At 72.1% G+C, this 12,255-nt stretch carries 12 protein-coding genes; 5 read left to right on the top strand and 7 right to left on the bottom strand.

The features are described 5' to 3' along the window. Positions 1-170 precede the first annotated feature (170 nt). Positions 171-713 (top strand): type 1 glutamine amidotransferase domain-containing protein, encoded by a 543-nt coding sequence (locus ABZT14_RS05735; protein WP_356297570.1) that lies wholly within the window; start codon positions 171-173, stop codon positions 711-713. Between the two features lie 146 nt (positions 714-859). On the opposite strand, the gene ABZT14_RS05730 is transcribed toward ABZT14_RS05735, so the two are convergent. Next, positions 860-2,113, bottom strand: a complete 1,254-nt coding sequence (locus ABZT14_RS05730; RefSeq protein WP_356297566.1) for an Ig-like domain-containing protein — start codon at positions 2,111-2,113, stop codon at positions 860-862. A gap of 416 nt (positions 2,114-2,529) precedes the next feature. Next, on the bottom strand, positions 2,530-2,865 hold the full coding sequence (locus tag ABZT14_RS05725) for a hypothetical protein (protein WP_356297563.1): 336 nt from the start codon (positions 2,863-2,865) through the stop codon (positions 2,530-2,532). Positions 2,866-3,040: 175 nt separating this feature from the next. On the opposite strand from ABZT14_RS05725, the gene ABZT14_RS05720 reads away from it, so the two are divergent. Continuing rightward, a complete protein-coding gene (locus ABZT14_RS05720) occupies positions 3,041-3,343 on the top strand; it encodes an LPXTG cell wall anchor domain-containing protein (protein WP_356297560.1) in 303 nt (100 codons plus the stop codon). A 40-nt stretch (positions 3,344-3,383) separates the two neighbouring features. Here the strand turns inward: ABZT14_RS05720 and hutH are convergent, their stop codons facing one another. The 5 genes from hutH to ABZT14_RS05695 all read right to left on the bottom strand — a co-directional run bounded on the left by hutH (position 3,384) and on the right by ABZT14_RS05695 (position 9,991). Beyond that, positions 3,384-4,934, bottom strand: a complete 1,551-nt coding sequence (gene hutH / locus ABZT14_RS05715; protein ID WP_356298531.1) for a histidine ammonia-lyase — start codon at positions 4,932-4,934, stop codon at positions 3,384-3,386. A 175-nt stretch (positions 4,935-5,109) separates the two neighbouring features. Further along, positions 5,110-6,285 carry a GGDEF domain-containing protein gene (locus ABZT14_RS05710; RefSeq protein WP_356297557.1) on the bottom strand — a complete coding sequence of 392 codons (1,176 nt, stop codon included), beginning with the start codon at positions 6,283-6,285 and terminating at the stop codon, positions 5,110-5,112. 143 nt (positions 6,286-6,428) lie between these two features. Next, on the bottom strand, positions 6,429-7,229 hold the full coding sequence (locus ABZT14_RS05705; protein WP_356297554.1) for an enoyl-CoA hydratase-related protein: 801 nt from the start codon (positions 7,227-7,229) through the stop codon (positions 6,429-6,431). A gap of 581 nt (positions 7,230-7,810) precedes the next feature. Beyond that, complete coding sequence (locus ABZT14_RS05700) at positions 7,811-9,031, bottom strand: adenylate/guanylate cyclase domain-containing protein (protein WP_356297551.1); 1,221 nt, start codon at positions 9,029-9,031, stop codon at positions 7,811-7,813. A gap of 108 nt (positions 9,032-9,139) precedes the next feature. Next, positions 9,140-9,991: a biotin--[acetyl-CoA-carboxylase] ligase gene (locus ABZT14_RS05695; protein ID WP_356297548.1), complete on the bottom strand. Its 852-nt coding sequence runs from the start codon at positions 9,989-9,991 to the stop codon at positions 9,140-9,142. Between the two features lie 179 nt (positions 9,992-10,170). Between ABZT14_RS05695 and ABZT14_RS05690 the strand changes: the two genes are divergently transcribed. The 3 genes from ABZT14_RS05690 to ABZT14_RS05680 all read left to right on the top strand — a co-directional run bounded on the left by ABZT14_RS05690 (position 10,171) and on the right by ABZT14_RS05680 (position 12,244). Continuing rightward, complete coding sequence (locus ABZT14_RS05690; RefSeq protein WP_356297545.1) at positions 10,171-11,763, top strand: acyl-CoA carboxylase subunit beta; 1,593 nt, start codon at positions 10,171-10,173, stop codon at positions 11,761-11,763. A gap of 49 nt (positions 11,764-11,812) precedes the next feature. Continuing rightward, positions 11,813-12,019 carry an acyl-CoA carboxylase epsilon subunit gene (locus ABZT14_RS05685; RefSeq protein WP_356297542.1) on the top strand — a complete coding sequence of 69 codons (207 nt, stop codon included), beginning with the start codon at positions 11,813-11,815 and terminating at the stop codon, positions 12,017-12,019. Between the two features lie 84 nt (positions 12,020-12,103). Beyond that, the gene (locus ABZT14_RS05680; protein ID WP_356297539.1) at positions 12,104-12,244 is read left to right on the top strand and encodes a hypothetical protein; all 141 of its coding nucleotides are present in this window, start codon (positions 12,104-12,106) and stop codon (positions 12,242-12,244) included. Positions 12,245-12,255 lie beyond the last annotated feature (11 nt).

Here is a 12,255-nt window from a genome sequence, read left to right as displayed (position 1 = left end):
CCGGGGCCGGTGAGGGGTGGACGACGAGGGGCGCGGTTTCTCATCGGTGTCCGGCGCGGGTGGCCCACGCGGTATCGGTGGTCGGTGTCGGGTGAGGTGCATGGAGAGCGCGGGTCGGGGCACTCGGGACGTGCGTTGCAGTACCGACCTGACGAGAGGACGTGGCGTCCATGCGGATCGCGTTTTTGGTGGCACCCGAGGGCATCGAGCAGGTCGAGCTGACCGAACCCTGGCAGGCCGTCCGGGAGGCCGGCGGTACCCCCGTGCTGGTGTCCACGGCCTCGGGTCGGGTGCAGGCGTTCCACCACCTGGACAAGGCGGACACCTTCCCGGTGGACGCCACGGTGGCGGACAGTTCGGTGGAGAAGTACGACGGCCTGGTGCTGCCCGGTGGAGTGGCGAACCCGGACGCCCTGCGGATGGACGAGGGCGCGGTGCGGTTCGCCCGTTCCTTCTTCGAGGCCGGCAAGCCGGTGGCGGCCATCTGTCACGCCCCCTGGCTGCTGGTGGAGGCCGACGTGGTGAGGGGCCGGACCCTGACCTCCTGGCCCAGTCTGGAGACCGACATCCGCAACGCGGGCGGGAACTGGGTGGACGAGACGGTGAAGGTCTGCGAGGGCGGGGCGAGCACCCTGGTGACCAGCCGCAAGCCCGACGACCTGCCGGCGTTCAACGAGGCGATGGTGTCGGTGTTCCGCAGCGCGCGGGTGTGAGCGGGAGCGGGTCGCGCCCCCTGGGGGTGTGACCGGTCCGCGCGCGCTCCCGGGCGTACGACGGTGGGGGTGGCTGTCCGTGGACAGCCACCCCCACCGTGGTGTGGTTCCGCGTCGTCGGTACGGGGGCGCCGTACCGACCTCGCTCAGTTCTGGACGGCGGAGCCGGCCACCCACTTGTCCCAGGAGAGGTTCCAGCCGTTGAGGCCGTTCTCCGGGGCGATCTGCTTGTCGGGCGAGTTCTTGACCACCACGACGTCACCGATCATGGACTGCTCGAAGAACCAGGCACCGTCCTGCTTGGAGTCGCCGGCGCCCTTGACGTCCTTGAGGCCGACGCAGCCGTGGCTGGTGTTGCCCTGGCCGAAGGGCGCGCCCCAGTAGTTGCCGTGGATGAAGGTGCCGGAGTTGGACAGCCGCATGGCGTGCGGCACGTCCTTGATGTCGTACTCACCCTTGCCGTCGTCGTCGGTGAAGCCCACGGTGGCGCCGTTCATCCGGGTCTCCTTGAACTTCTCGGAGATCACCATCTGGCCGTTGTACGTGGGGTTGTCGGCGCTGCCGGCGGAGATGGGCACGGTGCGCAGCTTCTTGCCGTCCCGGACCACGGTCATGGTGTGGGCCTTGGTGTCGACGGTGGACACCTGGGAGCGGCCGACCTGGAAGCTGATGGTCTTGTCCTGGACCCCGGTGAGGCCCTGACCGCCCTTGACCCCGTCCAGCTTGAGGTTGACGGTGACCTTGGAACCGGCCTTCCAGTACTCCTCGGGCCGCAGGTCGAGGCGGTTGCCGTCGAACCAGTGGCCCACGACCTGCTGGCCGCTGCTGGAGGTGACCTTGATCGCGGACTCGACGGCCTGGCGGTTGCTTATCGCCTTGTCGAACTTGATCGACACCGGCATCCCCACGCCGACGGTGGAGCCGTCCTCGGGGGTGAAGTAGCCGATGAAGCTGTTGGCCGGGGAGACGGTGGTGAACGCGGACGTCTCGTGGGCCTGGCGGCCGTCCCCGTCCTTGGCGTTGGCGTTGATCTCGTACTTGGTGGCCCGCTCCAGCGCGGTGCTGGGCTTCCAGGACTTGCCGTCGGAGGAGACCTCGCCCGGGATGGTCTTGCCGGTCTCGGTGGCGGTCATCGTCACCTTGATCAGCTTGCCGTCCTGCACGGCGACCTTGACGTCCTTGTTGATCCCGACGTTGTCCTTGCCGCTCTTGGGGGTGATCTTTATTCGCGCGTCGGAGCCGTCCTTGGCGGCGGCGCGGTCGACCTCCCCCTGCGACTTCTCCTTCTTCGAACCCTCGCCCTTGTCGTCGTCGCCCCCACCGCACGCGGTGAGCGTCAGTACGCCGCTGAGCAGCACGGCGGTCACCGCCGCTCCCCTGCGGAACCTGCCGACCGTCATCCCACGCTCCATCTACGTCTGTGCCGGTTTCCCCCACGGGCGAGCGTCCGCCCCGATCCCGGGGAACCACCCGCCTCACTCACCGAAACGCGAGCGGGAGGGGGGCTGGTTCCTGTCTCTGGGGAATGGGATGGCCATGCCACCCGTACTCGTCGAATCCTAAGTGGGCGACAGGCCATCGCCTAATTCGTGATCATTTCTATCGGGACACTTTTGAGTCCGTTAATTGCCAGGCTTTACCCGGGCCTGGCACATCACGCCCGCTTTGCCCAACTAAGCCCGTTTTCAGGGGAGGTCCGGGTCACAAGCTCCCCCGCCGCGACGAGAGGGATCTCACCCGTCGACTCCTCCCCTTGCCGACCGCGTCCGGTCACCGTCGGCATCCGTGTGCCCACCCGGCGAGTTCACGCGCGAGTTCACACACCGGTGGTGGAGTCGCCGTGCGCCCGGGCAGCCTCCGGGTCGCCCACTTCCGGGTCGCCGTCCCCGAGTTCCTCGCCCTCCCAGTTGGCCCGCGCCAACTCCACCCCGGGCAGTTCCATCACCAGTCGGAAGGGGTCGACCAGCGAGGCCAGGGCCTCCGCCGGGTCCTCGGCCACCACCGCGCCGGCCCGTTCCCGTTCCTCGGCGGGGAGGCTGTCGTCCTGTTCGACCCGTTCCAGCGCGGCACCGGTCAGGGCGTCCACGTCCGCGACCTCGATCACCAGCTCCACCCGGAGCCGTACCGACCGTGAGGTGCCGTCAGCGCCCATGATCCGAGCGTAGGCGCCGACCAGCGCAACCGCACCTCACGGAGCGGGGGGCACTTTCCCGTACGAACGGGGTTCTCTACCATCCCCAGCGACACAGTCCGGCACAATGGTTGACGCCGCGTAGCGAACGCGGCCGGCACGACCGTGCAGCAGCGACAGCGTGAAGGGGAAACCCGTGAGCCAGCCAGGCAGCCGTTCCGTCCACCGCCGGGTGTTGGCGACCACGGTCGCGGCCGGTGGGCTGCTCTGCGCGCTGTGGTTCGTCCCCTCGGCCAAGGCCACCTCGGACGACCACTCCGCCCCCTCCCAGCCCGGGTCGCGGTCGAGCCAACCAGCCGAACCCCAGGCGGAGTTGGCGAACACCGGCAGCGTCGACACCACCCCCTACGTGGTCGGCGGCCTCGGCTTCCTCGCCCTCGGCGGCGGGCTGGTCGCCCACTCCCTGCGGCGTACGACCGTTCCGGTACCGCAGCGCTAGCACGCCACCTTGTCAACTCCCGCCCAGAGGGCGGGGGTTGTCAGGCCAGCGGCCCGGTGACCGACTCCGCCGCCGCCACCAGGTCCCCACCGCGTACGAACTCCTCGGTGAGCGCCAACTCGGGGGCGAGGAAACGGTCCCCGCCCGCGCCCGGCACTCCGGCGGCACGCAGGGCGTCGACCACCGCGCGGCCGGCGGGGGCACCATGCAGCACTCCCGGAGCCTGGGCCCGGATGTCCAGGGCCCGCGCGGCGGCGTACAACTCGACGGCGATCACCCGGTTCAGCCCGTCCAGGGCGCTGCGCAGCTTGCGGGCGGCCGACCAGCCCATGGAGACGTGGTCCTCCTGCATCGCCGAGGAGGGGATGGAGTCCACCGAGGCCGGCGCCGCCAGTCGCTTCAGCTCGCTGACCAGGGCGGCCTGGGTGTACTGGGCGATCATCAACCCCGAGTCCACCCCGGCGTCCTCGGCCAGGAAGGGCGGCAGGCCGTGGGAGCGGTTCTTGTCCAGCAACCGGTCGGTGCGGCGTTCGGCGATGGAGGCGAGGTCGGCGGCGGCGATGGCCAGGAAGTCCAGTACGTACGCCACCGGGGCGCCGTGGAAGTTGCCGTTGGACTCCACCCGTCCGTCGGCCAGCACCACCGGGTTGTCCACGGTGGCGGCCAGTTCGCGTTCGGCCACCGTACGGGCGTGGGCCAGGGTGTCCCGGCCGGCCCCGGCCACCTGGGGGGCGCAGCGCACCGAGTAGGCGTCCTGCACCCGGGGGGCGTCGTCCTGGTGGTGGCCGGTGAGGGTCGAACCCTCCAGCACCCGCAGCATGTTGGCGGCGCTGGCCCCCTGTCCGGGGTGCGGTCGGATGGCGTGCAGTTCGGGGGCGAGCACCCGGTCGGTGCCCAGCAGCGCCTCCAGGCTGAGGGCGGCGGTGATGTCGGCGGAGGTCAACAGCCGGGCCAGGTCGGCGCAGGCCATCAGCAACATGCCCAGCATCCCGTCGGTGCCGTTGAGGAGGGCGAGCCCCTCCTTCTCCCGCAGCTGGACGGGGGTGATGCCGGCCTCGGCGAGCAGTTCGCCGGCGGGGCGCACCGTACCGTCCGGGCCCTCGGCGTCGCCCTCGCCCATCAGGGTCAGGGCGCAGTGGGACAGCGGGGCCAGGTCGCCGGAGCAGCCGAGGGAACCGTGTTCGTGCACCACCGGGGTGATCTGGGCGTTGAGCACGGCGGCCATGGTGGCGAGCACCTCGGGGCGCACTCCGGTGTGGCCGGAGGCCACGGTCTTCAGCCGGAGGAACATCAGGGCGCGGACCACCTCGCGCTCCACCCGGGGGCCCATCCCGGCGGCGTGGGAGCGGACGATGTTGCGTTGCAACCGAGCGCGGAGTTCGGGGCTGATGTGGCGTACCGCGAGGGCGCCGAAGCCGGTGGAGACGCCGTAGACCGGGTCGGGCTTGGCGGCCAGCTCGTCGATGTGCCGGCGGGCCCGGCCCACCGCCGCGAGGGTCTCCTCGGCGAGTTCGATCCGCGCCTCGCCCCGGGCGACGGCGATGACGTCCTCGGCCGTCGTACCGGAGGGCTCCACCACCACAGTCCGCATATTCATATTCAGGAACAGTAGAGCGTGAATCAACCCTTGTCATCCCACCGTACGGACCCGGCTTTCCCACCCGTTCCCCGCTACCGCCCCGTTCCGTACCGGCCCGCCCCAACTCCCCTGGCCCGCCCCGGAGTTGACCGCCACCACGGCCCACCCCGCCCCGAGGGCACCCGGTTCAGCCCCGACGGAAGTGCCGGCGCTCCCCCGGCTCGGACGACGACGGGCGGCGCCCGGAGGTGAGCGGAGGCGACCCCGGCGGCACCCGCTCCGCGCGATCGGCCATCGACACCACCGCCCCATCCCTGCCGGCCACCACGGGCTTGCCGGAGCCGGAGGCCTTCGCCTGGTACTGGGCGGCGTCGGCCAGCCGGAACAGCCGGCGCGCCGAGTGCACGCCCCCGATGGGATCGCCGGTCGAGGCCAGCCCGCAGGCGATGCCCTCGCCCAACTCCAACTCGGCGCCCCGACGGCACAGTTCGTCGGCCACCCGTACCACCTCGTCCGCCGAGGGGCCGACGGCCAGCAGGCAGAACTCGTCACCCCCCAGCCGGGCCACCAGGGCGTCCGGGAGCATGGCGGCACAGCGCGACAGCTCCTCGGCGAACTGTTCCAGCAGCCAGTCGCCGGCCTCGTGGCCGTGGGCGTCGTTCACCCGCTTCAGCCCGTTGACGTCGCAGACGACCAGGCTGACCACAGCGCCCTCGGCCCGGTACGCCGCCAGCGCCTCGGCCATCCGCAGGTCGACCGACCGCCGGTTGGCCAACCCGGTCAGCGGGTCGGTGAAGGCCAGCCGCCGCACCTCGTCGAACCGTTCCTGCTGGTCGATGCCGGTGGCCAGCACGGCCGCCAGCACGGCCGCCACCTCCACCGCCCGCCGCTCGAAGACCGGCCGGTCGCCGGTCCGGGCCACGCACAGCTCCCCCCACACCCGGCCGCGCACCACCACCGGGGCGACCACCCAGCTGGTGGCGTCCACGGTGGGCGGCCCGGCGACGGCGCCCCTGCGGTACCCCTCGGAACGGACACCGGGCCGGTGACCCGTGGCGGGGGTCTCCAGCCAGGCGCCCGGCCGCTCCGGGCCGCTCCAGGGGCGGCCCAGGAAGCGCACCACGGGACCGGAGCGCCCGGCCGGATACCGCTCGTCCTCGGGAAACCGCGCCTCCTCGCCCACCCGCAGCCCCACCCACACCCGCAACCACCGGTGCTCCCACACGGAGACCGAGGCATGGCAGCCGTCCAGGGCCCGCAGCCCGGCCCGGGCGGCGGCGGTGGCCGCCTCCAGCCCGGTACGCGCGGTGGCCAGGTCCCGCGCGAAGTCGGCCACGGCTCCCAGCCGCGCTACGTCTCCCATGGGGCAAGCCTAGGAGCGCCCGCCCCGCGCCGCCCGATCTTGGCCAACCAAGCCCCTGACCTGGCCCGCCCGCTCCACCGAACGGCCGCCGCCCAGCCGGGAGGACCCGTCGCGGCTCCCGGGCGGGCGGCGGCGAGCCGGCGCTACTCCCCCGGCCAGTTGGGCTTGCGCTTCTCGTTGAAGGCGGCGACCCCCTCCGCCCGGTCACCGGAGAAGGCCACCGAACGCCAGGCGGCGTCCTCCACCTCCAGGCCGGCGCGCAGGTCCATACCCCAGCCGGTGCGCAGCGCCCGCTTGGCGGCCCGCAGCCCGACCGGGGAGTTGCCCGCGATACGGCGGGCCAGCGCCAGCGCCTCCGCCCGGTCCTGACCCGACTCCACCAGCTGGTCGACCATCCCCAGCTCCCGGGCCTCCTCGGCCTCCACGCGGCGGGCGGAGAAGACCAGTTCGGCCGCCCTGGCCGCGCCCACCCGTCGGGGCAGCAACTGGGTGCCACCGCCACCGGGGATGACGCCCACCGACACCTCGGGGAGCCCCACCACGGCGGTGGTGTCGGCGACGATCACGTCGCAGGAGAGGGCCAGCTCGTACCCCCCGCCGAGGGCGAAGCCGTGCACGGCGGCGACGGTCGGCATCGGCAGCTCCAGCACCCCGGTGTAGGCGGCGCGGTTGTACGGACGCTGCCGCCCGAGGTCCGCGTCGCTCAGGGAGTTGCGCTCCTTGAGGTCGGCGCCCACGCAGAACGCCCGCTCGTGGGTCGAGGTCAGCACCACCACCCGGGCGTGGGGCTCCTCGACCAGGGCCGCGCAGGCGTCGGAGATCCGACGGGCCATCTCCGTGGAGATGGCGTTCATCGCCTTGGGCCGGTCCAGCACCAGTTCGGCCACACAGGCGACCGGGTCCACCCGTACCTCGACCCACTCACCGAAACGCCGCTCACCCATCCAACCCTCCAGGAGTTAACGTTCATTCACCACGGTCCCCGGCATCATCCCACCCGCGCGCGGAACGGTCGCCGTGACCTCCACCCCCGTGGGAGGTCACGGCGACCCCGGGTTCCCCCCGCCGCACGGGGCGGCGGGGACCCACGCGGACCGCACCGGGCCGACGTGGGAGCACCTGGTCACCCCCGTACGAGGCCGCGCGTGGGCACGGGGGGTGAGGGCGGGCCGTGCGGCCCGGGCGTGGACGAGGGGCACGACGGGATCCGTGCCGACGTCCACGGTGGCGCCCGCAGTGGCTCCCGTGGGGACCGCGGCGAGAGGGGTTCCTCAGTCATGCTCCGCACCGTAGACGGCACCACTGACAGTCGCCCCTCGAACGGTCACCGCACCCGTGGGGCACCCCGGCACGGGGCCGGTGTCCGGCGGAAGGGGTCAACAGGCGTCGGTGCCCCGGGAGTTGGGAGCCTCGCCGTACGGGGCGGCCGTACGGAGACGGGTGACCTGCAGGGGTCCGGCTTCGGGCCCCGGGTCAGCGGGTGGACGGCACGGAGGTGGCGGACCCGCAGGGTCCGGCCGAGGGGTCAGCGTCGGCGGCTCAGCAACCAGGGTTCGACGACCCCGAGGCCCCGTACCGGGCGCTGGTAGAGAGGCTGGAGGGCGAAGCGGTACCCCTCCTCCGGGTGGTTCTCGGACTCCTTCTCCGACTTGGGGGCCAGCCCGTGACCGGTCAGTTCGGCACGCAGCGCGTCGTCGATCAGCACCGTGTCCTTGGGGGCGATGGAGGTCAGCCGGCTGGCGAGGTTGACGGTGTTGCCGAAGACGTCGCCCATCCGGGAGGTGACGGTGCCGAAGGCGATGCCGACGCGCAGTTCGGGCATGGTCGAGTCGGCCTGGAGGGTCTCGATCAGCCGCAGCCCGATCTCGGCGGCGATGGCCGGGTCGTCGGCCACGTAGAGGATCTCGTCGCCCAGGGCCTTGATCAGCCGTCCGCCGTTGGCCGCGACCAGGTCGGCGGCGGTGGTCTCGAACGCCTCGACCAGCTCGCCCAGTTCCTCGTCCTCCAGCCGTCGGGTCAGCCGGGTGAAGCCCACCAGGTCGGCGAAGCCGACGCACTGGCGCCGGTCCACCATCTCCTCGTCGTCCTGGGCCTGGACCACCCGGCCGGTGGCGGCGGCCAGTTGGCGCCGCCAGACGTAGATGAGGAACTCCTCCAGTTCCGGGAGCAGCAGCTGCACCAGTGGATAGGTGACCTCCATCCGGCTCATGCCCGGCTCCGGCGAGACGGTGAGGCCGGACAGGAAGGAGTCGATCTGCCACTCGGCGAGCCGGGAGGTGGTCTGCCCGGTGGAACGGGCCACCTGCACCGCCATGGCCTCGTTCAGCAGGCCGGCCTCCACCAGACCGGCCAGCCGGCGCAGGGCCAGGACGTCGGACTCGGTGAGCGCCTTCGCCTGCCCTATGTCGGCGAAGCCCATGGCCCGCCAGAACCGGGCGGCCAGGTCCATGGAGACCCCGGCGGCGCGGGCCGCCTGGAAGGGGGTGTACTGCCGTTCCGCGCCGAGGATCAACTGCTCGATGCGGAGCGCGTTGGGCTCGGGCTCCTCGACGTCGTCGCCGCCGTCCTCCCCCTCCGGGGGCGACGGCTCGGGCCACCGCTCGTCGACTGGTCGGGCCGGGTCGTCCGACTCGGCCCGGGTGTCCTCCCCGACGGGTGACCCGTCCGGGGCGTGCCCTCCGCTCCCCGCGGGCTCCGCGGGGGCCGTGGGGCTGGAGCGGGGGGCGGGGTCGCGCGTCTCATCCACGGCTGTGGCCCGTTCCTCGCCAGGTCAGATCGTCCCTGCGCACTGCCCTTCCGTTCCTGTCCGCATGGCATCCACCGGACGCCCACCATACGGCAGGTGTGCCATGGCTCACCCTTCGGTGGGCGTACGGAGATGCACGATCTCGGCCACGTCCAGAGGCCGCTGCACCCCGCTGTCGGTGGCCAGCACCAGCCGCCCGTCCCCGTCGACGGCGACGGCCTCTCCGGTGACCTCACGGTCACCCGGAAGCTGGGCGCGGACCGTCCGGCCGAGGGTGGCGCAGCCGGCCGCGTACGCCTCCTGGAGGCGGGAGGCGGCGGGGTCGCCGCCGGCCCCGTCCCAGCGGGTGTACCAGTCCTCCAGGGAACGCAGTACGGCCCGCAGCAGCGGGTCCCGGTCGGTGCCGCCGGCACCGGCCAGGGCCAGGGAGCCGGCCGTGGGGACGGGCAGTTCCGCCTCGGTGAGGGAGACGTTCAGGCCCACCCCGATCACCACCGACCCGTCACCGACGCGTTCGGCCAGGATGCCCCCGGCCTTGCGCTCCTGACCGGCGACCTCGACCAGCAGGTCGTTGGGCCACTTCAGCGCGGTGTCCACCCCGGCCGCACGGGCCAGGGCGCTGGCGGTGGCGACCCCGGTGAGCAGGGGCAGCCAGGTCCAGCGCTCGGGCGGCGCCGTGGGGGTGAGGTGGACCGAGAAGAACAGCCCGGAGCGGGCCGGCGCGGACCATCCCCGGTCCAGCCGCCCCCTGCCGGCGGTCTGGAGTTCGGCGATGCGGACCAGTCCGTGCGGTGCCCGTCCGGCGCGGGCGCGTTCGACCAGGTCGACATGGGTGGATCCGGTCTCGTCGACCAGTTCGACCTCGGACCACAGGCTCTCGGGGCGCAGCAGGGCACGGCGGAGGTTGCCGGCGTTCAGGGGGGGACGTTCCAGGTCGGACCAGGGGCTGTCGGCACTCATGTGAGCCACAGTAGGACGTGTGGGGGTCCGTCGCCGGCCGTGGGAAGGTGGCGATCCCATGACGGCGGGGTTTCCACAACCTCACCGGGGTGTGGCCAACACCGCACCCCCGACCGGCCCGTACGGCCGATAACCTACGAGTCGGTAGCCGTCCGACCACGAGTAGGAGCCGCAGCCCGATGTCCGATCAGGCTAGCCCCGACATCCATACGACCGCGGGCAAGATCGCCGACTTCCGACGGCGTGCGGAGGAGGCGACCCACGCGGGTTCCCAGCGCGCGGTGGAGAAGCAGCACGCCAAGGGGAAGCTGACGGCCCGGGAGCGGATCGAACTGCTCCTGGACGAGGGGTCGTTCACCGAGCTGGACGAGTTCGCCCGGCACCGTTCGACCAACTTCGGCATCGAGAAGAACCGGCCGTACGGGGACGGGGTGGTCACCGGCTACGGCACGGTCGACGGCCGTCCGGTGTGCGTCTACTCCCAGGACTTCACCATCTTCGGCGGCTCCCTGGGTGAGGTGTACGGGGAGAAGATCGTCAAGGTGATGGACTTCGCCCTGAAGACCGGCTGCCCGGTGGTCGGCATCAACGACGGTGGCGGCGCCCGTATCCAGGAGGGGGTGGCCGCTCTCGGGCTGTTCGCGGAGATCTTCCGCCGCAACGTCCACGCCTCGGGTGTGGTGCCGCAGATCTCGCTGATCATGGGCCCCTGCGCGGGCGGCGCGGTGTACTCCCCGGCGATCACCGACTTCACGGTGATGGTGGACCAGACCTCGCACATGTTCATCACCGGCCCGGACGTGATCAAGACGGTCACCGGGGAGGACGTGGGCTTCGAGGAGCTGGGCGGCGCCCGTACCCACAACTCCACCTCCGGGGTGGCGCACCACATGGCGGGGGACGAGAAGGACGCCGTCGAGTACGTGAAGGCGCTGCTGTCCTACCTGCCGAGCAACAACCTCTCCGAACCGCCGGTCTTCCCCGAGGAGGCCGACCTGGAGACCTCGGAGGAGGACCGGGAACTGGACACCCTGATCCCGGACTCGGCCAACCAGCCCTACGACATGCGCGGCGCCATCGAACACGTCCTGGACGACGGGGAGTTCCTGGAGACCCAGCCGCTGTTCGCCCCCAACATCGTCACCGGCTTCGGCCGCGTGGAAGGGCAGTCGGTCGGGGTGGTGGCCAACCAGCCGATGCAGTTCGCCGGCTGTCTGGACATCGGGGCGAGCGAGAAGGCCGCCCGGTTCGTGCGCACCTGCGACGCCTACAACATCCCGGTGCTCACCTTCGTCGACGTACCCGGGTTCCTGCCCGGCACCGACCAGGAGTACAACGGCATCATCCGGCGGGGCGCCAAGCTGATCTACGCCTACGCCGAGGCCACCGTCCCCCTGATCACCGTGATCACCCGCAAGGCCTTCGGCGGGGCGTACGACGTGATGGGCTCCAAGCACCTGGGCGCCGACCTCAACTTCGCCTGGCCCACCGCCCAGATCGCGGTGATGGGCGCCCAGGGCGCGGTCAACATCCTGCACCGCCGCACCCTGGCGGCCACCGACGACCCCGAGGCCCGCGAGGACCTGCGGGCCAAGCTGACCCAGGAGTACGAGGACGCCCTGCTCAACCCGTACGTGGCCGCCGAGCGGGGCTACGTGGACGCGGTGATCCTGCCCTCGGAGACCCGCCGCCACATCACCCGGGGGCTGCGCACCCTGCGCAACAAGCGGGAGCAGCTGCCGCCCAAGAAGCACGGCAACATCCCGCTGTGAACGGCGGGTTGGACCCTCGGACCGCAGTCGAGCAGCAGGAGCGAACGCCGTGATCAAGGTGACCAGGGGCAACCCCACCCCGGAGGAACTGGCCGCCGCCCTGGCGGTGGTACGGGCCCGGGCCGCCGCCGCGGCGGCAGGTGCCGAGGCACCCCGCCGCCAGGTGCAGGAGTGGTCCGACCCGGCCCGTACCGTGCCTCGCCGGGTCCCCCACCCGGGCCCCAAGGCCTGGCGCACCACCTACTGGCCGGCCTGACTCCCGGGGGAACGTGAGCGGGCTCTCGTGGTGCTGAGTACGGGTACTCAGGCACCGAGGCGCCCGGAGGCGCACCATGGGGGCATGTTGTGGACCGATCTTGACCCCCGGCGGAGCGAGGCCAGCCAGGAACGGCGGCGCCTGCGGCTGATGCACGAGCGGGCCGGCTGGCTGCTCGCGGTCGCCGTGCTGTTCTCGGTGGCCGTGGCGGTGTGGGTGCGCTGAGCGCCCGGGCC

It is taken from the genome of Streptomyces sp. NPDC005438, assembly GCF_040606315.1.
In the GTDB taxonomy this organism is placed as follows: domain Bacteria; phylum Actinomycetota; class Actinomycetes; order Streptomycetales; family Streptomycetaceae; genus Streptomyces.
Note: the sequence above shows the minus strand (reverse complement) of the source record. Positions and strands in the feature narration are given on the sequence as shown.